Source organism: Psychrobacter sp. Ps7 (assembly GCF_022129225.1).
Classification (GTDB): domain Bacteria; phylum Pseudomonadota; class Gammaproteobacteria; order Pseudomonadales; family Moraxellaceae; genus Psychrobacter; species Psychrobacter immobilis_A.
In genome coordinates this window covers 1-22,619 of sequence record NZ_JADQAH010000028.1, presented here as the reverse complement: position 1 = coordinate 22,619, position 22,619 = coordinate 1, and the positions used below count along the sequence as shown (strand labels likewise).

Here is a 22,619-nt window from a genome sequence, read left to right as displayed (position 1 = left end):
TGAGTGTCATTTTACCTATCATTATGTTAGTTTGAATACCTTTGGATTTTTGAATAGGAGACATGTATGTCAGTATTAGATAATAAGAAAATCAGCTTTATCGGTGGCGGTAATATGGCGCAGGCTTTGATTAGCGGGCTTGTCAGCTGCGGTGTCAAACCGAGTTTAATTACCGTTGCTGATCCTAGCAGTGAAGCGCGCGAGCAATTGGTTGCTAAAGGATTGAACACGGTTGATCCAACTGCTGATGCAAAAGCTGCCGTTATCGATGCTGACATTGTGGTGCTGGCGGTCAAACCGCAAGTGATGAAAGCGGTGGTCAGTAGCTTTGCGGATGTCTTAGACAAGCAGCTGGTGATTTCAGTGGCAGCAGGTTTGTCAACTGAGCTTCTATCTGACATGTTGCATGGCTATGACAATATCGTCCGTGCGATGCCAAATACACCTGCAATGATTCAAATGGGCGCAACGGGTCTGTACGGTACTGATAATATTTCTGCTGAACAAAAGCAGTTAGCAACGGCGGTGATGGAAGCATCAGGATTGGTCATGTGGGTCGATAATGAAGAACATATGCATGCGGTAACCGCCGTATCAGGATCAGCGCCAGCGTATATGTTTTACTTCATTGAATCCATGATTGACGGGGCAGTGGCTTTAGGTTTGGATAAAGAGCAGGCTTCAGCGCTCGCTATGCAAACCATGCTAGGCGCGGCAAAGATGGCGATGAATAGTGAGGATGCACCTGCTGAATTGCGTCGCAAGGTCACCTCGCCAAATGGGACAACCCAAGCCGCCGTTGAGTCAATGCAAGCCAATGATATCGGTGGTCAAATCGTTGAGGCTATGCAGGCCTGCTATGACCGTAGCCAAGCCTTGAGTGAAGAGATGAGTAAATAATCATCCATGTATCAGGCGCGTTATTTGCTAAAAGCGAATGACGCGCCTGAGCTGTAATACCAAGCACCACTACCAAGTAATGACAGTCGTCATCCCAAAACCTGTTAATAATGTCACATTGAGTAGCACTTCATGAACAACATGTTATTTCAAATCTTTGATTTGGTCACCACCTTCGCCATGATGTTGGTGTTTATTCGCTTTATGCTGCAATTTGCAGGGATGGATGCCAGCAACCCCATGATTGCGCCTGCCTATAAAGCAACGCACATTGTCGATGTGTTTGGGCGTATTTTTCCAACCGTTGGGCAAGGGCGTATCAGTATTGCGGCTATCGTCCTGATGTTTTTGATTCGTTTAATCGATATCTCTGGAAAAGCAGCACTGACACATAAAGGTATCGCTCCTGTACCGTTATTTTTCACAGGTACTATCAGCTTGGTATTAGACTTTTTACGTATGTGTCGCTATCTCGTCATTGGTTCCATCATTGTCAGCTGGATTGTGGTATTTACCCAATCTCAGCATCCGATTATTGGTATCATTGTCAATTTAGCGGAGCCAATCTTGGCACCATTTCGTCGAATCACGCCAAACTTGGGCATGATTGATTTATCACCAATGGTCGCATTCATTGCTTTTATTTTGCTTGAGATGTTTATTGGTGGCTTTGCCGCGAGCTTCATGCCGATGTTGGGTTGAGCTGGATTAATGGTCACTTGAAAGCCGCTATCTAAAATTACCAATAGCTATCTAAAAAAGGGCGCTCTACGAGATATAGAGCGCCCTTTTTTTATTGATTATTTAGAGGTTATGCTGAAAGTCTATAAAACGATTGGGTATTAATTGGGCTTGGTCATTGTTAGGGTGCGGTGCATCAGCGGCTCGCAGCGTCTGGGTAATCCAGCTGTCTGCTGCTCTTACTGCATCGATAAGCGCATCACCCATTGCTAAGCGTCCAGCGATAAAGCTGGCAAGTGAACAGCCAGAGCCATGAAATTCGCCCGTTAAGCGCGGCAAGGTGCTTTTATGTACCATCTCACCCTTTATATACAAATACTGCTCTATATCGCCGCTATCAAAGTCGTGTGAGGTTTTTACCAATACGGCATAGGTGCCTTGAGCGCATAATTTTTGCGCGCCAATATGTAAGTCTTGCTCACCGCTTAATGCGCGTAGCTCATGAGTATTCGGTGTGATGAGGGTCGCGTATGGTAACAGCTCTCTAAATGCGCTAACGAGCGTCTTTTCATCGCCCAAACTGCCACCACTATTGGCGACCAATACGGGATCTAATACAAATGGCGTATCAGCGGCGATAAGGCGCTCGGCAAACAATTGAGTCAGCATAGCGATATTATCAGTCGTACCCAACATACCTGACTTAATAGCTGCAACAGGCAAATCATCGAGCACTGCGGTGGCCTGATCCTTTACCAAACTTGCTGCACAAGCTTCAAAACCAAAGACTTGCTGCGAGTTTTGTATGGTAATAGCTGTACAAGCAATGGCAGCATGCGCACCTGCTTGACCGATGGCTTCTATATCCGCTTGTAATCCAGCGCCGCCTGAGGGGTCTAATCCTGAAAAACACAGTACCACTGGTCGCATAAAAATTCCTTTGACATAATCTAAAATGAGTAACAAATACTATAGACACCCACTGCTAAAAAAGCCATAGTAGGTTGGAGATGGTATATAGACAATTCATCCATTAATTAATCAATTAACAACAACCCAGAGCGTGCTGACTAACTTAAACATCGTTTTTACTGGTTTTTATTGATATTTGAGCTGATCAAGAGGCTATGAGACCATATAAACAAATAAATATGATAAAAACTGCATTAAATTTGTAGACAGTGCTTGCAATTCGTTTTGGCTTTGCTATAATACTCGCCCACGGGATAAGACGTATTATCAGCAATAATACTATTTTTTAGAACTTAAAAAGTCTTACGTCGTTTGGTGAAGTGGGTGAGTGGCTGAAACCAGTTCCCTGCTAAGGAACCATACGTTTGCGCGTATCGAGGGTTCGAATCCCTCCTTCACCTCCATTTATTCGGTTTTTAGTAGAGTAGTGACGCGATATAAAAGCGTTAATAATCTTCTGTTTTATTAAAGCAAAAAATAATTTGATTTTAATAAAAAAAGATGTTGACACAAGCGAAATTATCTATATAATAACCAACCTAATTTGCTGCAATTGTTTCTTAACAACGCAGTAAATGATGTGCAAAGTACGCGCTTGTAGCTCAGTTGGATAGAGCACTTGGCTACGAACTAAGGGGTCGGGAGTTCGAATCTCTCCAAGCGCACCATTTGCATCATCACTTCTTTAACCCAGTTAGAGAAACCTTAAAATAATCGCCTGTCTTATGACAATTTGGCGATTTTTTTATGTCTGCAATTTCTGTGTGATAGTCTTATGAGCTGATGAGTCATACGACATGGTTATACCACATTGTTATATGACTTACGGCATCTTAGGATAATGTACGATAAGACCGTGAATTACGGTACAATAGAGCCACTATTCACTGCTTGCTATGAGCTTGTACCATGTCAAAGAGTTTACCTAAACGACCTACCAAATCTGCTGCTCAAACTAAAGCATCAGCATATCATGCCGCTGAAAGTGAAGAGCTAACGATTGCTAAACCTGGCACCCGTATGGCAGCCATTCTCTATGATGGTATGTTAATTTTAGCGTTGTTGTTTTTGGTCGGTACCCTGCTAACCGTGATTGGTACACTTATCACGATGGAGACGGGTAGCGAGTCGTCACAAGCGCAGTCGCTGCCAACGTGGTATCAAAACGTGATTATGACGCCGTCTTTTATACTGACGTTAGTAGGATTCTATGGGATATTTTGGCGTCGCGGTGGACAGACATTAGGTATGCAGACTTGGCGGTTAAAGACGGTCAATAGTAATGGTCATTTGCTAACGTGGGGACAGTCATTTAAGCGGATTTTAGCGGCCAGTATTATGCCACTTATATTTGGTATCATTGGTAGTGTCATTGATGGCTCGCGTGCTGTTTTATTGACCAGTGCCTTTTTGGGCTTTGTCTTTAACTATGCTTTTTGCCTCTTTAACCCACGTGGTCTCGCAGTGCAAGATATGCTATCGAATACCATTACCTTAAAAATGCCAAAAACAGAGAATGAAGGACTATGGCGGGTGATTAGAAATCGCAAGCAAGGAAAATAAACCACATTATCATCGCCATAGTCTGTTCATACATTTTAAGGTCTGTTAATACAATTTAAGCGTTACAGGTTGACGGTTTGTATCAGCCATAAAGTATAGCCGACAAAGAATAAGACCAAAGTCGACCCAGAAGTGCGACCGAATGGACGCTTACTCATAAAGGCAAACCCGCACAATACTAAGAGTAATAAGGTGACCAATCCCATAGCCACTATATCGCGCGATAAGATGATTGGACTGACTGTGATTGGCGCTATAAGCGCTGCGAGACCAACGACGCCCAAGGTGTTAAATATATTAGAGCCAATAATATTACCCAGTGCCATGTCGTGTTCGCCTTTACGGGCAGCTGATAAGCTCGATACCAGCTCAGGTAACGAGGTCCCCACAGCAACAATCGTCAATCCAATCACCAGTTCGCTAACGCCCCACAGCGTTGCCAATTCTACTGCACCCCAAACTATAGCCCGCGAGCTAATGACCAGTAAAAGCATGCCGATAACTAAGCTGATGAGTCCCCGTGTTAGGGTTTGCTCGATATGTTCAGCATCGATGCTTTCTGCTATGGGTTCTCCTTCGTGCTCATGGTTGCCTTCACGTAAGCTTAGTACAATCTGAATGCCTAAAGTCACGACCAGCAGCGCTATCAACACAATCGCATCTGCTTGGTCTAATTGCCCATCACGCAGCTGCCATGCGGCGACCATAGTAATCAATACCAATAGAGGTAAATCACGCTTGATGATGCCCTTACGAATGATAATAGGGCTAATCAATACGGTTGCACCCAATACCAGCGCAATATTGATGATGTTTGAGCCATAAGCGTTGCCTAATGCCAAATCAGGGCTGCCTTCTAGTGCCGCCAATACTGACACGACCATCTCAGGGGCGGATGTACCGACACCCAAAATCAACACACCTATTAAGAAACTGGGAACGTTGAATTTTTGTGCTAAGGCAGTGGCGCCATCAACAAAAAGGTCTGCACTCCAAACAAGAATAGCTAGTCCGATCAATACTGCAATAACTGCCAACCACATCAGTCTGTTTCCTTATTAGTGTTAATACCAAACCTAAAAATACGCTTAGCCGTGTCAAATTCATTTAGCCTAAAAACATAGCGCTGACATTTATTTTTCTGACGACTTCATCTTTTAAGAGTGGTATAAAATGTGAATTTGCCATATAAAAATGGCATAAAAAAAGCTGAATCAGAATGGAGATTCAGCTCTCATATTAGCATAGCGGTTTTGGTTGGATAATAAGAATAACTTCAACAGCTTAGTCGATTATTTATCCTTGCTTTATCCAAAAATCTTCGGTGTTCCGGTGCTTTAAGCCACTTGTACCGGAATGATGTTTGCCGTGTCTTTTACGGTATTGTCTTCGTTGCAATACACCAGTTTTGGCTGGTAGGTTGCCGCTTCTACTTCATCAAAATGAGCATAGGCACAGATGATAACGATGTCGCCTAAATCTGCCATGTGAGCCGCCGCACCATTTAGCGAGATGATACCAGAACCTGCTTCAGCGCGGATAGCGTAGGTGCGAAAGCGCTTGCCATTGGTCACATTGTAGATATCGATAGACTCATTTTCGCGCAGACCAGCAAGATCCAATAAATCACCATCGATACCGCATGAGCCTTCGTAATGAAGTTCGGCATGGGTGACGCGAGCACGGTGTAATTTGCATTTAAGCATATTAAGTAGCATAGGTTGCTTCCTTAGCGTAACTGAGATTAATGATTCAAATCAAAAGGTTAATGGGGGATAACTTGCTAAAATAAAAGGCTATTATAGTTAAAGCATGATTTTATTCTGGCAGTTTGAAGCCATTAATTTGTGAACGTGCTTTTTCAATATCGCCATTTAGTAATAATGGAAGCGCTTCAAATGCTGCTGTCAGAGCGCTATCAATGGCAATCTGTTCATCGGGCGCAGCTTTTGAGAGCACATGACCACTAACTTTAGACTTATGACCAGGATGACCAATACCAATACGCAAACGATGGAAGTCGTTGCCGATATGAGGGGTGATATCGCGCAGACCATTATGACCGCCATGACCACCATTCGTCTTAAGTTTGATACTGCCAGCTGGAATATCGAGCTCATCATGAGCAATCAGTAACTCATCATTTTCAATGCCATAAAATTTCACCATCGGCACCACTGACTGACCAGACTTATTCATAAAGGTGAGCGGCATCAATAGACGTACGTCATGCCCATGAATCTGCCCACGTCCTGTTACTCCATGAAACTTTTTATCATGGGAGAGGGTAATGTTGAACTGCTGAGCCAAGTGATGGACAAACCAAAACCCTGCATTATGACGTGTAAACATATACTGCTGACCAGGATTACCAAGACCGACAATAAGCTTTATGGCCATAAAAACACCCTGCTTAAATTGAATAAATGGGGCATAAGGTTTGCGATTATGCTATTTATTCATAGCATATCTATTATTTTTCAAACCTTACTTACAAAAACAGCAGGAGATATTTATCACCTGCTGTTTTTTGACTAAACAAACCTTGTATTACATAGCAGACGCTAGATTGCGTGCTCTATGTAACCGTGGTTTATTATTCGCCGTCTTTGTCTTCAGTGCCTTGCTCAGTAGCAGGTACGTCAGCAGCATCAACTTCTTCAGCGTCTGCGTCAACTTCTTCAACCGTTGGTGGCTGCATGTTAACGATAGTACGGTCGTGAGCATCTTCCATGTCAAGATCAAAGATGATAACGCCTTCAGGTAGTTTGATGTCTGATAGACGGAACAAATCACCGATTTCCATGCCTGATACGTCAATTTCTAGATACTCAGGTAATTGTGATGGTAGGCAAACGATTTCGATATCAGATACTAGCGTTGATAGAACACCACCAGCTTTAGTACCAGGCGCTTCTTCACGACCAGAAAAATGCACAGGAACGTTCATGTTGATTTTCTGACCTTTCACAACGCGCTGGAAATCAGCATGCATTGGGAAGCCTTTAGCTGGATGGCGTTGCAAGTCTTTGATAACCGCTTGATGCTCTACGCCATCAACATTGATTGTCAAAATGTGTGAGAAGAAAGCTTCGAATTCAAGTGACTTTACTAGCTCGTTGATCTTGATAGAGATAGACGTTGGCTCTTCGTTACCACCATAGATGATAGCAGGAACTAGATTCTGCTTACGTAGGCGGCGGCTCGCACCTTTACCTTGTTGCTCAGCAGAACGATCAACAGCGTTTAGTTCAAAATGATTAATGCTCATGGATATAATCCTATAAAAAGAATGATGAAGTGTCTGGTCATAAAAAAGTGGATTTGCGACCAATCCACTAATACGTGATGATAGCTAACATTTATGATTGCTAATAAAATTCACAATTGATAAATGTAGCCATTTGCTCGTCATAACGATTTTTTGGATAGTCATTATCATGACAATCGTTACTTTTGGGCATGATCAGCACTTTTGAGAATGCCAACCTAATTAAATCGAACAAATGGTTGGCACAGGCGCGCATTATACGTGATTTTGTAGTAATAATAAAGACCTACGCAAAATGACTGTGCAGCACCAATAGGCAAAAAAAGCGTCAAGTAAAGATACTTGACGCTTTTTTTAAACTTAAGCAGTGTTTTATAACGAGCATTGCCAACAGAAAGTAGAGCGAGTACTCATTAAAAATCTAAGCGTCAAACATGGCGCTGATAGATTCTTCGTTATTGATACGGCGTAAGCTTTCAGCAAGCATCGGTGCGATACTCACTTGGCGGATTTTGCTACAGGCTTTTGCCGCTTCAGACAATGGAATCGTATCGGTAACAACGACTTCGTCTAGCGCAGATTCACTGATATTTTGTAGTGCGTTGCCTGATAGGACAGGGTGCGTAATATAAGCCAATACGCGACGTGCACCGTTTGCTTTCAATGCTTCAGCTGCTTTACATAGCGTACCTGCGGTATCAACCATATCATCAACGATGACGCAATCACGGTCACGCACGTCACCGATGATGTGCATGACTTGCGACTCATTGGCACGGGCACGGCGTTTATCGATAATCGCCATGTCAGTATCGCCCAACTGTTTAGCCATAGCGCGTGCACGCACCACGCCGCCCACATCAGGTGAAACAACCATGATGTTGTCGTAATCTTGTTTTTGTAGGTCGTTAAGCAATACAGGTGTGCCGTAGATATTGTCTACAGGAATGTCAAAGAAGCCTTGAATCTGATCTGAGTGCAAATCAACCGTCATCACGCGATCGATACTCACGATGTTTAGCATGTCAGCGACGACTTTAGCAGAGATAGGCACACGAGCTGAACGAGGGCGACGGTCTTGACGGGCATAACCGAAGTAGGGCATGACTGCTGTGATACGACCCGCACTAGAGCGACGCAAAGCGTCAGCCATCATCATGATTTCCATCAAATTGTCGTTGGTCGGTGCACAAGTTGGCTGCATGATAAACACGTCTTTACCGCGCACGTGTTCTTTGATTTCTACGGCGATTTCGCCATCAGAAAAACGCGTGATGTCAGCTTTACCAAGAGGTATATGGAGATGATCGGCTACGGTTTTTGCTAATTCAGGGTGGGCATTACCCGTAAAAATCGCCAAATAAGGCATGACAGAAGTCCTATTGATTGACTCAAGCAGCGACCGCTAAGCAGTGTCAAACTGCTCAAATTCAGAAAAGAGTGGTGAAAAGTTTTGATGACTACTATTACAGTAAAAAATGGCAGGGGTAGCTGGACTCGAACCAACGGATGTCAGGATCAAAACCTGATGCCTTACCAACTTGGCTATACCCCTGTAATGTCTAGGCTGTGTACGTCGATATCTAATAGCAACTTTTAACAGTTATTCTTAAAATAGCGTCACGACCTGTTCGTTATCTGATAAACGGATAAACCGTCTACAACATAACTGTTCCCTAGCGGTGTCCATTGCGAACTATACCGAAACTGGGATAACGTTGTCAATGTCAATAAGATAAGCGGCTATTTATAAACCACCTATGATCACTGCATATCAAACGCTTCGTACTAAAAAATGGCAGGGGTAGCTGGACTCGAACCAACGGATGTCAGGATCAAAACCTGATGCCTTACCAACTTGGCTATACCCCTATTGAGGCGACCTATTATAATTAAATTTTCAGATTTTGCAAGTCATTTGCACCTTTTTATGGCTTTTTTTGAAAAATAGGTCAAAAACAAAATGAATATTGGGTCAAGAAAACGCTTTACGCTGTATTTATAATCATTTTATCTTCGTACTACAGCTCAAATCTAACTCATAGATTACGAACTAAATAGGCAGGACAAGGCGCCTCTTCAATCCACTTTGCCAACCGCTTTCTATCAGTGATAACGCTTGCATCCAAAGGTAAAAACACTGCGCTACCAGAGCCGGTCATTCGTGCTGTGCCGAGTGCTTGCGCCTCTAATCCTTGCAAATAATTCAAAGCATCTTCAACAGCAGGGGCAAGGCTCGTTACTACTGGGGTAAAGACATTATGATAGGGCGCGGTGAGCGTTTGTACATAGTCATTGAACTGGTTTTTGATGGTTTCAATTGACAGCTCGGCGATATCTCGTTGTAGTTTCAGATGCGCGAACAGCTGGGCAGTATTAACGTGAGCATTGGGCGTCAATACTAAATATTGCTGGTCATGCAACTTGATTGCGGTCAACTGCTCCCCAATACCCATCGCAATAGCATCTTGCCCAAAGATAAATATTGGTACATCGGCGCCTACTTTAGCACCAATTTTTATTAGCTCATCTTGCGTCAATTTAAGCTGCCAAATTTCATTAAGTGTCATCAATGTCGTTGCGGCATTGGATGAGCCGCCACCCAAGCCTGCACCCATTGGCAAATGCTTATCTAAAGCGATATGCACTTGTGCTAACTGCTCAGGTAGAGTGTTTGACTGTATGGCAGACGCTAGCAATGCACGTGCTGCTTTAAATATTAAGTTGTCTTCTATATTGACAGTTATAGTCTCTGCACCAGCCAATATTACAAGTTGGTAACAGAGCTCATTGGCATCTAAGGCATTATCTACCGTAGAAATCACGATGTCATCCGTGACCGCAAAATGCAAATAATCGCCCCAATTGAGCAAGCGAAAAAGAGTTTGCAAATTATGATAGCTGTCAGCACGTTTGCCAGTAATGTGCAAAAACAAGTTGATTTTTGCTGGTGATAAGCGACTGATAGTAGAAGGTGTGGCTATGTTTTTAATCATAATGTTTGGTTGTAGACGGCTATGGTAATAAGTAATCAGCAATTTTTATCGTATTTACGTGACTAATCAATGATTGATCGTCATTACTACCTTATTGCCTTGTGGCAGTACGGCACTGATTTTATTTGGTAACTTATCAGACCCTTTATAGGTAAAGCTTGCGCTCCATTCACCATTGACTGAGCTGATTAAACGATTTTGATCATCGAGCTGTGGTGCGCTATCGGAAGGCGCCGGGCGACCAGATATCCAATAGGGCATTTGTGAAATAGGCGCTTGCCATCCTGTGGCCTTTTTGAGCAAAGTCTCAGGATCATCAGCAGTTAAGGTACCTGTTTTTTCGCTGACTAAAGTGGCGGTTTGACCATTATACTCGATGTTGGTTTTACCAATACCGAGCGCGCCGATCAGCTCAATGGCAAAGCGATCATTCTGCTGCCCCCATGCATAGAACGCACTACCACCTTGAGTGCCTGTGGTGTCATTGGCGGGCATCGTTACACCGATTTTGCCAGTGATATTAAAGTTCTCAAGCTTTTGCGGTGGCTCAGCGTTTTGACCTTGTAAGGTCGCGCTGGGTTGGTTAGTAGCGTTGGCTGTTTTTAGTGATTGACAACCAGACGTGATGACGAGCGCGGTTGTCACGGCAGCGAATAGCGCCAATTTATTAGGCTTATTAGCATGGACCAATACTGACATGATGTTTCCTCAAAGATAGACAAATTTACGAAATCATTGTTTCGAAAATAGATTAGCTTAATGGTTGTATGTTACTCAGTTATGCGTGGCTGTTAGTATCTTATGAGTGCCTTGTAATCATAGCACGCCACGATTTGTCCACTGTAAAACGGCGGGTCAGTAAAGCTGTATGCGGTCATTGATATTGTGTTGCCCAAATGAGAAGCGCTGCTGCAAGTCTGCGAGTAATGCCTCGACTTTTTCATTGTTACCTAAACCTTGATAAGCGCGCAGCAGTAAGCTGCCAGAGCGCAAGGTAGGAAACACATCGTAAGGGGTTTGCAGGTAGTCGATGACTTGTTGGTAGTTTTCATTGGCCAATGCATTGCCAGCCAGCACATTCAGCGCTTGCAGGTGCAGCTCATTGTCATAACGTGGGTCATCATAGCGAATTTGAATGATGGCGGTAGCCAATGCCAATCCTTGTTCAGAGCTGCGTTCATTGGCTAGCAATAACTGCGCGTAACTGAGCTGGTAGGAGAGGTTGGTTGGGTCAAGTGCTTGCAGATGATTGAGCAAGGTACGCTTAACGATATAGTCGTCTTTGTCGTCAAGGAGCTGGGCGCGTGCAAACAAGAGCATCTCATTATCAGGATACTTGCGAGCAGCTTTGGTTAGTAGGCGCAGGGCTTCTTCGGACTCATTTTGCTGCCATAAAATATCGGCTTGTAGCACAAAGGTATCTGGCGCAAAGACGTTAAAGTCTTTACGCAATTTTTCTAAAGTAGCAATCGCCGCATCTACATCGCCGTTGAGCAATTCAAAAGCCACTACTTTTCTACGAGCCTCTAATACCAAGTCTTCTTGCATGACACCGTTGAGATAGTATTTGGCTTGGTCAAAGTGCTGCTGACGCTCGGCACTGATACCAAGATAATAATAAGCTTGATCGAGGTAAGCGGGGTTTTTTGCGAGCATGTTGAGTAGCTCATCGGCACTGTTATATTCTTCGATGTCTAAGCTCACCAACGCAGCCAACAGAGTAATCTCGGCATCATCAGCAAAGCGACTATGGGCATCCAGCAATAACTGCCACGCTTCTTGGCTTTGCTTTAAGTCAAGTAAGTAGCGAATCTCGTACAGATAGAGACTTTTACTATCGGGATTACGCAGGCGCGCTTGGCTCACATAATTGACGACGGTTTCAGCCGTGACGATTTTGCGCAGTATGTCTGCCTTTAGCGTAATAAAAGGTACATAGTCAGGCTGACGTTCTAGCGCCCGATTGATATGGACAATGGCAATCTCAGGCTCGTTAAATTGGTAAAGCAACCCTGCTTTCAGTACCGACAATGAGGCATTCTGCTCGCTATCTAGTGGTTGCAAAGCGGCAAGTAATTCACGTTTGTCTTCATCATTGTTTGGATAGATACCGATAAGGATTTCGCTTAAGTCCGCTCGAGGATCATAAAGCAGAATACGATTCAAGGTTTCGCCAGCTAACAGATAATCGTGAGCTCGCAGGGCCAAATGCGCCACATAAAACCAAGCAGGCACGTGATCCGGATTTTGGTCTTGCCATGACTTGGCAAATTGTAAGGATTTCTCAACCCTTTCAGTGCGTAAAGAAAGGCTGAGTGCTCTTTCAAACACGGCAGTTGCATCTTCTTTAAATGCTTGCTGCTTATAGATGGTAATCGCTCGTTGTCTATCACCGCGATCTGCTGCGAATTCTGCATCAAGCAGCGCATACAGGCTAGGCTCTTTGAGCTCAGGTTGCCATAAGGTAGTTGGCGCTAACCCATTAATATTGGCGACATTTTCTATTGGTTGTGTATTGGCAGGAGCAATTGCTGGTAGCGTTGAGCGGCTATTATCAATACCGTCGCTACGGACTGCCTTGTCGTTCTTATCAGCAATGGATAGTTTGGGTACATGGGCTTCGAGCGAGATATCAGGATGACTGGCATGAACGGAAGACGATCCTAAGCATAGGCAAAAGGCCAACGACAAGGTTAGCTTATAACGCTGGCACAGACGTTCGATAACCGCATGCAATAGAGCACGCAGATTAGATTGGTCGTCATGCGCAAGTTGTGATCGAAATAATGACCCAAAAAAAATCATAGATAACCGTATTCGCCCATTGTTCATCTATATCGATAAGACAATTTTATTTTAATCATTTCAAACTAACTATTGGTAACGAGTACCCATGCCTGACATTATAAAAGCAGACTGATGGGATAAACAATAGTGCCCGTGTTACTCCGTTATTAATAGCCGCCGCTCTACCAAGTCTTTGCTAACAAAGTAGGATTGGCCGATAACCTGTATCAACGAGGTATTTCATTGGTTGTAAGTCTTAGCCTAAATATTGTGAAAATATAACAAGTTAACGTCAAGTAAGCGAATGATTTCTATCCATTTCTATAAGCACTCGCTAAAACATAGATATTGGTTTTAACAATCGTATCGGTAGTTGATTTGTTACTCATGTGCCCAGATACAAGCAAATAGCTATCATCGATAGCTGAGTGTTAATTAAAGCTGGCAATAATGATATAATAAGCGGCTTTTAGAGTCTTCCTTTCAGCGCTGTCGTCTACAACTGTCTTTTAAAAATAATGAGATAGCGTGGGCTGGCAGGTGAGCGTCATGTTTATGGTCTATCAATAATGAGATTAGTGGTCATTGGGGTCAATCACAAAACTGCACCAGTCGCTCTGAGAGAGCGTTTGGCGCTTGTGGGTGACGATGTGAATATCGCGCTCAAACAATTAGAGGCCTTTACTGATGGCAGTGTGATTGTTTCGACTTGCAATCGTACGGAAATCTATGCGCTTGTGCCGCAGCTAGCAGAGCCGCAAGATGTCCCCTCTATGTCTGCTAATGGCGCGGTTGGTGCTCAGACATCTTCGGCGGCCATTAGTGCTCATATCTTAAAAATTAAAGCGTGGCTTGCTGACTTTAAGCAGTTGTCACTGTCTGAGATTGATCCCTATCTTTATGTACACCGTGACACTCACGCGCTGACCCATTGGCTTAGGGTCGCCGCAGGGCTTGACTCTATGATATTGGGTGAGCCGCAGATACTCGGTCAAATCAAGCGCTCAGTACAGCTCGCGCAAGAACAAAAAGCCCTGAGTAATCAGCTTGGCTGGATTATCGATCAAGTATTTGCTGCTGCCAAACGCGTACGTAATGAGACCCAAGTGGGTGCTCAAGCGGTATCGCTTAGCTATGCGGCCGCCAAATTGGTGACGCAAATATTTGATGATTTACCCAGTCGCACATTGCTGGTGGTCGCGGCAGGTGAGATGAACCGTTTGGTTGCCACCCACATTGCTGGGCTTGGCGTCGGTCGCGTGATTATTTGCAACCGCAACCCTGAGCGCGCTGAAGCGCTGGCAGTGGAGCTGCGCCGCGCAGGTCACTTGGTAGAAGTCAGACCTTTGCAAGAGTTACCACAAGTTTTAGCAGAAGCCGATATCGTTAGTAGCTGTAGCGGTAGTATGGATGTGTTGATCGATAAAACCATGACTTTGCGGGCGCTGAAACATCGTCGTTATCAGCCCATGTTGATGATTGACTTAGCCGTACCGCGCGATATTGACTCGACCATTAGTCGTATCGATGATGTTTATCTCTACTCTGTCGATGATTTACAACACGTGATCGCTGGAAATATTGAACAGCGGAGGCAAGCAGCAGTTGATGCAGAATTGCTCGTTAGCCAATTAGTCGTTGAGATGGATCGCAGCTTTCAAGTGCGCCAAGTCGGTAAAGACATTCAGCAGTATCGCGCGCATACGCAGGATCAAGTAGATAAACTCCTGCATGAATCCATTGCCAAGCTACAACAGGATAATGCCAGTCCTGAAGATATTATCATTGAGCTGTCACGCCGCCTGACGCAGACGCTAACCCACGCACCATCGAAGCTTATGCGCAAGGCTGCCCGTGAAGGGGATAGTGAGTTGCTAGACTTTGTGGTGTCTGGGCTGCAAGAGGCTCATCGCGGACGTCGATAGCCATTATGGACTGAGCAAAAAAACATAAGTGGCGCAAACGTTATTATTGCGCAAACATATCGTTGTCAACCTGCATTATCAGTGCTAATATCAAGCTGTTATGAGTATATTAAGCGATGATAATCTTTTGTTATATGCGAGCGGTTATTCTCCAAAAACCTTAGTGTATATGTTCTCGCTTGATGCCTATTCATCTCATCAGTTGTTAGTGACCATTATTAGCCTACCACCGCGTAGCCCCTATAGTGGCGCACCTGTTCTGTACGACTTTGTCTAAAATCAATAAAAACACGGCGTGCAAAACACAATCACCAACGGCAATAGCGCTAGGATAAAGTGCTATATCGTCAACCCTGCGTCATGCTCTCGACTATTACCCCATATTAATATTCAGTTAATACTACCCATAGTAGTATCTAGCTGCTATGCAATCTAACAACTATACTATTGGTCAGCAATGCTATTTGACAGCCATATTATTTAACAAAGACGTTATTTAACAACCATGTTATCTAATAGAAGCATTATTTGGCTAAGTTGGCGAACAGTAGGTTTCTAGATTGGTTAGCGTTATTAAGGCAGGTTGGTTTAAGAGAGTATCTGGATTTTGCTATAGCCAATGCTTGAGAAAATTAAACTATCTAACTATAAACTAGGAGCTTCCTATGACTGCATTACGTCAAGATATTGATCCAAACGGCTTATTAGAATACTCAGTGGTCTATACTGACCGCGCCTTAAACCACATGTCAAAAGTCTTTCAACAAGTGATGAATGACTTATCTAGCGACCTAAAATCTGTATATAACGCCGAAGCAGTGGTCATTGTACCCGGTGCTGGTACTTATGGAATGGAAGCCGTTGCGCGCCAATTGGCCAATGATGAAGATTGCCTCATTATTCGTAACGGTTGGTTTAGCTATCGCTGGACGCAAATTTTAGAAAAAGGCAAAATCGCCAAGTCGTCTACGGTATTGACGGCACATCGTGAAGAGGGTGAGTCACCAAAACCATTTGCCCCCGTTGATATCGATGAAGCGGTTGCTAAAATTAAAGCAGAGAAACCAGCAGTGGTCTTTGCGCCGCACGTCGAAACCTCATCGGGTATTATTTTATCATCAGACTATATCAAAGCGATAAGCGCGGCTGTACATAGCGTTGGCGGTTTGTTGGTCATTGATTGTATCGCTTCAGGTTGTGTGTGGTTGGACATGAAAGACTTGGGTATTGATGTTCTCATCAGCGCCCCGCAAAAAGGGTGGAGCAGCACTCCGTGTGCGGGCTTAGTCATGCTAAGCGCTGCGGCAATCGAAAAAGTAGACAATACAGAATCAGACAGCTTTAGCTTAGACTTAAAGCAGTGGTTAAATGTCATGCGTGCCTATGAGAATGGCGGTCACGCTTATCATGCCACCATGCCAACTGACAGCTTACGTCAATTCCGCGATACTATTTTAGAATCAAAAGAGATTGGCTTTGATAAATTGCGTGATGCGCAGTGGCAATTGGGCAACCGTATTCGTGAAGTATTAGCCGCTAAAGGCATTGAAAGCGTTGCGGCAAAAGGTTTTGAAGCGCCAGGCGTCGTGGTTGCTTATACCGATCGCGATGATATGCATAAAGGCAGTGCGTTTGCCGAAACAGGCATGCAAATCGCTGCTGGTGTACCGCTAAAAGTTGGTGAGCCGGATAACTTTAAAACGTTCCGCTTAGGTTTATTTGGTCTAGATAAATTGACTGATGTAGATGGAGCGGTACAGCGTTTTGAAACTGCACTTGATGAAGTATTGGCGAAATAATATCTTTATCTCGTAAGATGTTTTTTAAGTAAAAAGAATACTGAGCCCTTGTAACGAAGGTTCAGTATTTTTTTACCTATTTATTATATTTTATAATATAATGTATTTATATAAATCGATATCCAAAACTGTTTTGATAAAAATTGGCTTAGGTAAATATTATGAGTATACAAATAGATTGGCAGGCCTTTACGCCAATTTCCTTGGTAGGTGGTCTGATGCTAGGCGTTGCAACGGTCATCTTGCTATTGGGCATTGGTCGTATTGCGGGTATTAGTGGTATTTTCTCAAGTCTTCTTAAACCCAAGCGCGTCGAGATGTGGCAGGTGTTATTTATACTTGGTCTTGTTATCTCGCCATTATTTTATGGTCTGGTAAAACCGTTGCCCGATATAGAGATTAGTAGCTCTTTGCCACTGCTTATTGGGGCAGGATTACTGGTTGGTTTTGGGACACGTTTGGGTTCAGGTTGCACCAGTGGACATGGTATCTGCGGTAATGCGCGACTGTCACCACGATCGATGGCGGCGACGGTGACCTTTATGTTGTTTGGTATTGTGACGGTTTATATTGGTCGTCATGTCTTGGGTTTGATTTAAAAATCACGTAGACAGTACGTTGCGAAGACAGATTTTAGTACTATTATGAAAAAATAAAGACAGCGAGAAAAAACATGCTAAAAAATATAATTGGATTACTGGCAGGGTTATTATTTGGCTTTGGACTGCTGATATCAGGCATGACTGATCCTGTTAAAGTACAAGGCTTTTTGGACGTCTTTGGTGCATGGGATATTTCTCTGGCACTGGTAATGGGTGGCGGTCTAATGGTGGCGATAGTTGGCGTGCAGTTGGCTAAGCGTCAAAAAACCAGTTGGATTGGGTCATCAATTGAGATGCCAACCAAAACTACCATTAATAAAAAACTACTGATTGGCGCGATGCTATTCGGTATCGGTTGGGGCTTAGTCGGTATTTGCCCAGGTCCCGGTATTGTGCTGCTTGGTACAGGACAATGGCAGGCTTATGTCTTTATCCCAGCGATGATAGTCGGGATGTTGGTGTATCAGTGGCTAGAACCTAAGCTTAATTAACATTGGCTTGGTTTTTTTAGCGCAATAAAAGGGTCAGTCTAATTCAATTAGGCTGACCTTTTTTTATCAATGATGTTTCATTAATATTAATGATACTTCCGTATTATTAAGGCTTAATGATAAAGTCTTACTTGGCGCTAGCCGTTACTTTTGGCGTTTCGTGTGCCAATGATTTAGCCGCTTGACGCAGCTCAAATTTCTGCACTTTACCGGTGCTGGTTTTTGGAATTTCAGCAAAGATAATATATTTGGGCACTTTAAAACCCGCCAAATGCTGCTTGCAGTGCTCCATCACATGGTCGCGCTGCAAGGTGCTGCCTTCGTGAATCTCGATAAAGGCGACAGGTACTTCGCCCCATTTATCATGCGGCGCGGCGACGACCGCACAGCTTTGGATTTCTGGCATTTTATATAAGACGTTTTCGACTTCGATACTAGAGATGTTTTCGCCACCTGAAATGATGATGTCTTTGAGCCTGTCCATGATTTTTATATAACCATCAGGATATTTAATGCCTAAATCACCAGTACGGAACCAACCATCAGCAAAGGCTTCTTCGGTGGCTTTACGGCTTTTTAGATAACCTTTCATCACCATATTGCCGCGCAATGCTAGCTCGCCCATTTCTTCGCCATCCGCGGCAACTGGCTCCGTGGTGCCTTGTTTAAATAGCTCAAAGCCAGTCATCAAATGTGACGTTACGCCCTGACGTGATTTCTTTTGTGCACGAGTAGCGACATCCAGTTCATCCCATTCTGCTTGTTCCGCGCAGACGGTGACTGGACCATAGACTTCGGTAAGACCGTAAACGTGCGAGATATGAAAGCCCATAGCTTCCATGGCGGCGAGCATGGTTTCAGACGGCGGCGCACCAGCGACCCAGCCCTTTACGTCATGATTGATGGCGTCTTTATATTCTGGTTTGCCGCCAGCAATCATATTGTGCACCACGGGTGCTGAGCAATAATGACTGACTTTATACTTGGCAATCAGCTGCAAAATCAAATCAGCGTCAATCTTACGCAAGCAGACATTGACGCCCGCACGTTCGGCAATCGTCCACGGAAAGCACCAACCATTACAGTGAAATAATGGCAGCGTCCATAGATACATCGGATGCTTGGGCATATCCCAATCTAAAATATTGGAGACGGCGTTAAGCGTCGCACCGCGATGATGATAGACCACGCCTTTAGGCTTACCCGTGGTGCCAGAGGTATAGTTGAGGGCGATAGCATCCCATTCATCGAGTGGCTTTTCCCAATTATCCAAACTGTCTGAGCTGGCGATTAATGCTTCGTAGCTCATTTGTCCAAAACGTTCGATATCAAGCGCTTTATCTGTCGCATGAATCACGATGAGATTGGGAAAGGCTTCATCGATAATCTCGGCATGCTCAGCAAACTCGCTGTCTAGAATTAATACTTTGGCTTCTGAGTGTTGCAGACAAAAGGTAAGGGCATTGATGTCGAGGCGGGTGTTCAGTGTACAAAGTACGCCACCTGACATCGGTACACCAAAAGCGCACTCGATCATCGCTGGGGTGTTTGGCATCATGACTGCAACTGTGTCGTTCTTATCGATGCCTAATTTGCGTAGCCCATCCGCCAATTGACGACAGCGATCGTAAGTCTGTTGCCACGTTTGCGTCAGATTATTATGTGTTAAATCGTCATAAATGATGGCAGTTTTGTCGGGATAGACCTGTGCGCTACGGATAATAAAGTCGATAGGGGTAAGCGGTTGATGGTTGGCAGCATTTTTGCCGAGACCTGTGTGGAAGTCTGTCATGGGGATAGTCCTTTATCTTGCTGTTATAATTCGGTGAATACGCTACAAACTTGCTATAAAGTTGGCTTCGTTATTTATCACTGCTTGCTAAGCTATTAATATTTTTGCTGACCTTCCTTGTAGCAACTCGCCGATAGGTGACTCACGGTAAATATTTGTTCGTCCATTATAGACAATGCTCTGTGAAAAGCGAGTATGTTTTTAGCGCTTTCTTATATTGAATCACATGATCAATTACCCTAATTCACATAGTGTTCACTCATCAGTCGCTTGTCTGCATAGCTGATGATAATGGCGGTGTGTTACGATACCAGTGATGTTAAATCCTATCGCTTAACTATTTCTAAAAGCCTCATTTTTAAAAATCTTAACTTTTAAAAAGCCCAGCCAGCTTTAACAAGCATTTCCACAAACCATTCATAAGGAAAATGATATGTCCGCCAGCCGCACTCCCAATACCATCGAGACTGCTAGCACCAATGAACACTACCCACATTTATTTGAGCCATTAGATTTGGGCTTTACGACGCTTAAAAACCGCATGGTGATGGGCTCAATGCACACAGGGCTTGAAGACCGTTTTTATAATTACGGCAAACTAGCGGCGTATTTTGCTGAACGTGCCAAAGGCGGCGTGGCGATGATGATTACGGGCGGTATTTCGCCCAATCGCGAAGGGTGGTTACTCCCTGCTGGTGGTACCATGAATACGCGCGCTGACGTGATTAATCATCAACGAGTGACCCGTGCGGCGCATAAATATGACAGCAAAATCATCATGCAAATCTTACACAGTGGTCGTTACGGCTATCATCCGTTTGTCGTATCCTCTAGTCCAATAAAATCACCAATTTCACCCTTTAAGCCGCGTAAGATGAGCATTAAAAACATCGAACAAACGGTAAAAGATTATGCCCGTTCAGCTAAACTTGCCAAGCAAGCGGGTTATGACGGTGTGGAAATCATGGGCTCAGAAGGTTATTTGCTCAATCAGTTTTTATCGCGTCATGTGAATCAACGTACCGACGAATACGGCGGTGATATTCAAGGGCGTATGAAGCTGGCGGTTGATGTCGTCAAAGCCGTACGCGAAGCTGCCGGTGAAGATTTCATTATCTTATTCCGCTTGTCAGTGATTGATCTGGTCAAAGACGGTAATGTGATGGAGGAAGTTATCACCGTTGCCAAAGCGCTAGAAGAAGCGGGCGTGACCATCATGAATACGGGTATCGGCTGGCATGAAGCGCGTGTACCGACGATTGTCACCAGCGTACCGCGTGCCGCTTTTGTAGATTTTACCGCTGAAATTAAAAAGCATATTAATATTCCAATGATGGCGGCCAACCGTATCAATATGCCAGAAACTGCTGAAGAGATCGTCGCCAGTGGTCGGGCGGATATGATTCAAATGGCGCGTCCATTCTTAGCCGACGCCCATTGGGTCAATAAAGCTAAAAATGGTCAAGCCGAACGCATCAATACCTGTATTGCATGTAACCAAGCTTGTCTCGACCATACTTTTGAAAATAAACGCTCAACTTGTCTGGTCAATCCACAAGCGTGTTATGAGACAGAATTGGTTTATAAGAAGACCAAAAAACCTAAAAAAGTCGCCGTTATCGGTGGCGGTGTTGCTGGTATGTCAGCCGCTCATGTTGCCGCCTTGCGTGGTCATGAAGTGACACTATTTGAAGCAAAAGACATCTTAGGCGGGCAGTTTAATTACGCCAAAGTCATCCCTGGTAAAGAAGAATTCTTTGAAACCATTCGCTACTATATCAATGAGCTTGAGCACTTAGGCGTTGAGATTAAACTCAATACCAAAGTCGATAAAGCCATGCTCGAGAAAGCCAAGTTCCATCATGTCATCGTCGCTACAGGCGTTGTACCTAGAAGCTTAGCTGGCAAACTGGAAGGCGCGGATTTGCCGCAAGTAATGAGCTATGCTGAATTACTCTCTGGCGAAAAATCTGTCGGTAATACCGTTGCTGTCATCGGTGCTGGCGGTATCGGTTTTGACGTCAGTGAATATCTGACCGCCAAACATGGTCAGCCATTAGATGAGCTAGGTCCTGAACTTTTAAAAGATCCAAGCTATCGTCCAAAAGCACAGTCTATCGAAGAGTGGCGTGAAGAGTGGGGCGTGACTAATGATACTAATTATCAAACTGAGGGTGGACTGATTAAGCCTGAAGCCATCAAACCTATCCGCCAAGTGTACTTGATGCAGCGTACCAAAGGTCGCTTGGGCAGTGGGCTGAATAAAACCTCGGGCTGGGTACATCGTGCCCACGTCAAATCACACGGTGTCATCCAAGTATCAGGTGCGCAGTACGATAAGATCACCAATGAAGGTATTTGGATTACCAACAATCAAGGTCAAAGCCAGTTGCTACGTGTCGATAGCGTCGTGGTCTGTGCCGGTCAAGAGTCTGTGGTTGAGCTGATGCCAAATGTTGGTGATGCACCTGACGCGCAATATCACTTGATTGGTGGAGCTAAGCTTGCTGCTGAGCTAGATGCCAAACGCGCCATTCGTGATGGTGCAGAGGTTGCGGCTGCGATTTAGGGTTTAGTTCAGAAGTAATGAGAGCGGCAAGATAGATTATCTTGCCGCTTTTTTTTGTATCCGCTCATCTAGTCGAGTAGGATACCTTTAAGAATTCTTATTTAAAGAAGCTCTCCTTGCGAGCCTAACAAGGTATACCATTTTTTTACGGCTCTCACGTCAGGGCTAGCGGTAAGATCTGTTTTCTTGCAGGTAATGTTTATTTTTTTTAGATTTACTAGGGCGTGTTGAACATTGGGAATAAAACGATGGCAAAAAAATAGCAAACGGT

General features: G+C 44.2%; 19 protein-coding genes and 4 tRNA genes. 11 read left to right on the top strand and 12 right to left on the bottom strand.

The window, feature by feature from the left end; all coding sequences use genetic code 11:
- Positions 1–66 precede the first annotated feature (66 nt).
- On the top strand, positions 67–900 hold the full coding sequence (gene proC / locus I3257_RS09945) for a pyrroline-5-carboxylate reductase (protein ID WP_238049649.1): 834 nt from the start codon (positions 67–69) through the stop codon (positions 898–900).
- Between the two features lie 132 nt (positions 901–1,032).
- Positions 1,033–1,602, top strand: coding sequence for a YggT family protein (locus I3257_RS09940; protein ID WP_060490268.1), 570 nt, complete (start codon positions 1,033–1,035; stop codon positions 1,600–1,602).
- Positions 1,603–1,704: 102 nt separating this feature from the next.
- Here the strand turns inward: I3257_RS09940 and I3257_RS09935 are convergent, their stop codons facing one another.
- On the bottom strand, positions 1,705–2,511 hold the full coding sequence (locus tag I3257_RS09935) for a hydroxymethylpyrimidine/phosphomethylpyrimidine kinase (RefSeq protein ID WP_238049648.1): 807 nt from the start codon (positions 2,509–2,511) through the stop codon (positions 1,705–1,707).
- A gap of 356 nt (positions 2,512–2,867) precedes the next feature.
- Between I3257_RS09935 and I3257_RS09930 the strand changes: the two genes are divergently transcribed.
- From I3257_RS09930 to I3257_RS09920, 3 genes are all read left to right on the top strand, one after another.
- Positions 2,868–2,957: transfer RNA gene (locus I3257_RS09930), tRNA-Ser, on the top strand.
- Between the two features lie 187 nt (positions 2,958–3,144).
- A tRNA-Arg gene (locus tag I3257_RS09925) sits at positions 3,145–3,221 on the top strand.
- 241 nt (positions 3,222–3,462) lie between these two features.
- On the top strand, positions 3,463–4,116 hold the full coding sequence (locus I3257_RS09920) for an RDD family protein (protein WP_238049647.1): 654 nt from the start codon (positions 3,463–3,465) through the stop codon (positions 4,114–4,116).
- Positions 4,117–4,178: 62 nt separating this feature from the next.
- On the opposite strand, the gene I3257_RS09915 is transcribed toward I3257_RS09920, so the two are convergent.
- The 10 genes from I3257_RS09915 to I3257_RS09870 all read right to left on the bottom strand — a co-directional run bounded on the left by I3257_RS09915 (position 4,179) and on the right by I3257_RS09870 (position 13,188).
- Complete coding sequence (locus I3257_RS09915; protein WP_238049646.1) at positions 4,179–5,159, bottom strand: calcium/sodium antiporter; 981 nt, start codon at positions 5,157–5,159, stop codon at positions 4,179–4,181.
- 294 nt (positions 5,160–5,453) lie between these two features.
- A complete protein-coding gene (gene panD / locus I3257_RS09910; protein WP_045443274.1) occupies positions 5,454–5,834 on the bottom strand; it encodes an aspartate 1-decarboxylase in 381 nt (126 codons plus the stop codon).
- Positions 5,835–5,934: 100 nt separating this feature from the next.
- Positions 5,935–6,516: an aminoacyl-tRNA hydrolase gene (pth, locus tag I3257_RS09905; RefSeq protein ID WP_198330760.1), complete on the bottom strand. Its 582-nt coding sequence runs from the start codon at positions 6,514–6,516 to the stop codon at positions 5,935–5,937.
- Positions 6,517–6,712: 196 nt separating this feature from the next.
- Positions 6,713–7,387: a 50S ribosomal protein L25/general stress protein Ctc gene (locus I3257_RS09900; RefSeq protein ID WP_238049645.1), complete on the bottom strand. Its 675-nt coding sequence runs from the start codon at positions 7,385–7,387 to the stop codon at positions 6,713–6,715.
- Between the two features lie 421 nt (positions 7,388–7,808).
- Positions 7,809–8,756: a ribose-phosphate pyrophosphokinase gene (locus tag I3257_RS09895; RefSeq protein WP_045452669.1), complete on the bottom strand. Its 948-nt coding sequence runs from the start codon at positions 8,754–8,756 to the stop codon at positions 7,809–7,811.
- A gap of 110 nt (positions 8,757–8,866) precedes the next feature.
- Positions 8,867–8,942: transfer RNA gene (locus tag I3257_RS09890), tRNA-Gln, on the bottom strand.
- Positions 8,943–9,183: 241 nt separating this feature from the next.
- A tRNA-Gln gene (locus I3257_RS09885) sits at positions 9,184–9,259 on the bottom strand.
- A gap of 167 nt (positions 9,260–9,426) precedes the next feature.
- Positions 9,427–10,383 (bottom strand): 4-(cytidine 5'-diphospho)-2-C-methyl-D-erythritol kinase, encoded by a 957-nt coding sequence (gene ispE, locus I3257_RS09880; protein ID WP_238049644.1) that lies wholly within the window; start codon positions 10,381–10,383, stop codon positions 9,427–9,429.
- A gap of 66 nt (positions 10,384–10,449) precedes the next feature.
- Positions 10,450–11,082 (bottom strand): lipoprotein insertase outer membrane protein LolB, encoded by a 633-nt coding sequence (gene lolB / locus I3257_RS09875; RefSeq protein ID WP_238049643.1) that lies wholly within the window; start codon positions 11,080–11,082, stop codon positions 10,450–10,452.
- Positions 11,083–11,238: 156 nt separating this feature from the next.
- Entirely contained in the window at positions 11,239–13,188 is a 1,950-nt protein-coding gene (locus I3257_RS09870) for a tetratricopeptide repeat protein (protein WP_238049642.1), read from the bottom strand.
- A 551-nt stretch (positions 13,189–13,739) separates the two neighbouring features.
- Here I3257_RS09870 and hemA point away from each other — a divergent pair.
- The 5 genes from hemA (at position 13,740) to I3257_RS09845 (ending at position 17,987) form a co-directional block, all read left to right on the top strand.
- Entirely contained in the window at positions 13,740–15,095 is a 1,356-nt protein-coding gene (hemA, locus tag I3257_RS09865; protein WP_055123581.1) for a glutamyl-tRNA reductase, read from the top strand.
- A 100-nt stretch (positions 15,096–15,195) separates the two neighbouring features.
- The gene (locus I3257_RS09860; protein WP_170108286.1) at positions 15,196–15,372 is read left to right on the top strand and encodes a hypothetical protein; all 177 of its coding nucleotides are present in this window, start codon (positions 15,196–15,198) and stop codon (positions 15,370–15,372) included.
- A gap of 388 nt (positions 15,373–15,760) precedes the next feature.
- Positions 15,761–16,894 carry an aminotransferase class V-fold PLP-dependent enzyme gene (locus I3257_RS09855; protein WP_109591092.1) on the top strand — a complete coding sequence of 378 codons (1,134 nt, stop codon included), beginning with the start codon at positions 15,761–15,763 and terminating at the stop codon, positions 16,892–16,894.
- A 161-nt stretch (positions 16,895–17,055) separates the two neighbouring features.
- A complete protein-coding gene (locus I3257_RS09850) occupies positions 17,056–17,493 on the top strand; it encodes a YeeE/YedE family protein (RefSeq protein ID WP_193009234.1) in 438 nt (145 codons plus the stop codon).
- A 74-nt stretch (positions 17,494–17,567) separates the two neighbouring features.
- A complete protein-coding gene (locus I3257_RS09845; RefSeq protein WP_045443289.1) occupies positions 17,568–17,987 on the top strand; it encodes a DUF6691 family protein in 420 nt (139 codons plus the stop codon).
- 127 nt (positions 17,988–18,114) lie between these two features.
- Here the strand turns inward: I3257_RS09845 and I3257_RS09840 are convergent, their stop codons facing one another.
- Positions 18,115–19,779, bottom strand: a complete 1,665-nt coding sequence (locus tag I3257_RS09840) for an AMP-binding protein (RefSeq protein WP_238049641.1) — start codon at positions 19,777–19,779, stop codon at positions 18,115–18,117.
- 433 nt (positions 19,780–20,212) lie between these two features.
- Between I3257_RS09840 and I3257_RS09835 the strand changes: the two genes are divergently transcribed.
- On the top strand, positions 20,213–22,348 hold the full coding sequence (locus I3257_RS09835) for an NADPH-dependent 2,4-dienoyl-CoA reductase (RefSeq protein WP_238049640.1): 2,136 nt from the start codon (positions 20,213–20,215) through the stop codon (positions 22,346–22,348).
- The last annotated feature ends 271 nt before the right edge of the window (positions 22,349–22,619 follow it).

Excerpts from the sequence above, each read along its gene's own strand:
- ispE (WP_238049644.1), bottom strand. The coding sequence starts at position 10,383 with ATGATTAAAAACATAGCCACACCTTCTACTATCAGTCGCTTATCACCA.
- hemA (WP_055123581.1), top strand. The coding sequence starts at position 13,740 with ATGAGATTAGTGGTCATTGGGGTCAATCACAAAACTGCACCAGTCGCT.
- I3257_RS09900 (WP_238049645.1), bottom strand. The coding sequence starts at position 7,387 with ATGAGCATTAATCATTTTGAACTAAACGCTGTTGATCGTTCTGCTGAG.
- I3257_RS09935 (WP_238049648.1), bottom strand. The coding sequence starts at position 2,511 with ATGCGACCAGTGGTACTGTGTTTTTCAGGATTAGACCCCTCAGGCGGC.
- I3257_RS09835 (WP_238049640.1), top strand. The coding sequence starts at position 20,213 with ATGTCCGCCAGCCGCACTCCCAATACCATCGAGACTGCTAGCACCAAT.
- panD (WP_045443274.1), bottom strand. The coding sequence starts at position 5,834 with ATGCTACTTAATATGCTTAAATGCAAATTACACCGTGCTCGCGTCACC.
- I3257_RS09915 (WP_238049646.1), bottom strand. The coding sequence starts at position 5,159 with ATGTGGTTGGCAGTTATTGCAGTATTGATCGGACTAGCTATTCTTGTT.
- I3257_RS09840 (WP_238049641.1), bottom strand. The coding sequence starts at position 19,779 with ATGACAGACTTCCACACAGGTCTCGGCAAAAATGCTGCCAACCATCAA.
- I3257_RS09850 (WP_193009234.1), top strand. The coding sequence starts at position 17,056 with ATGAGTATACAAATAGATTGGCAGGCCTTTACGCCAATTTCCTTGGTA.
- I3257_RS09895 (WP_045452669.1), bottom strand. The coding sequence starts at position 8,756 with ATGCCTTATTTGGCGATTTTTACGGGTAATGCCCACCCTGAATTAGCA.
- I3257_RS09855 (WP_109591092.1), top strand. The coding sequence starts at position 15,761 with ATGACTGCATTACGTCAAGATATTGATCCAAACGGCTTATTAGAATAC.
- I3257_RS09870 (WP_238049642.1), bottom strand. The coding sequence starts at position 13,188 with ATGATTTTTTTTGGGTCATTATTTCGATCACAACTTGCGCATGACGAC.
- proC (WP_238049649.1), top strand. The coding sequence starts at position 67 with ATGTCAGTATTAGATAATAAGAAAATCAGCTTTATCGGTGGCGGTAAT.
- lolB (WP_238049643.1), bottom strand. The coding sequence starts at position 11,082 with ATGTCAGTATTGGTCCATGCTAATAAGCCTAATAAATTGGCGCTATTC.
- I3257_RS09940 (WP_060490268.1), top strand. The coding sequence starts at position 1,033 with ATGAACAACATGTTATTTCAAATCTTTGATTTGGTCACCACCTTCGCC.
- pth (WP_198330760.1), bottom strand. The coding sequence starts at position 6,516 with ATGGCCATAAAGCTTATTGTCGGTCTTGGTAATCCTGGTCAGCAGTAT.
- I3257_RS09860 (WP_170108286.1), top strand. The coding sequence starts at position 15,196 with ATGAGTATATTAAGCGATGATAATCTTTTGTTATATGCGAGCGGTTAT.
- I3257_RS09845 (WP_045443289.1), top strand. The coding sequence starts at position 17,568 with ATGCTAAAAAATATAATTGGATTACTGGCAGGGTTATTATTTGGCTTT.
- I3257_RS09920 (WP_238049647.1), top strand. The coding sequence starts at position 3,463 with ATGTCAAAGAGTTTACCTAAACGACCTACCAAATCTGCTGCTCAAACT.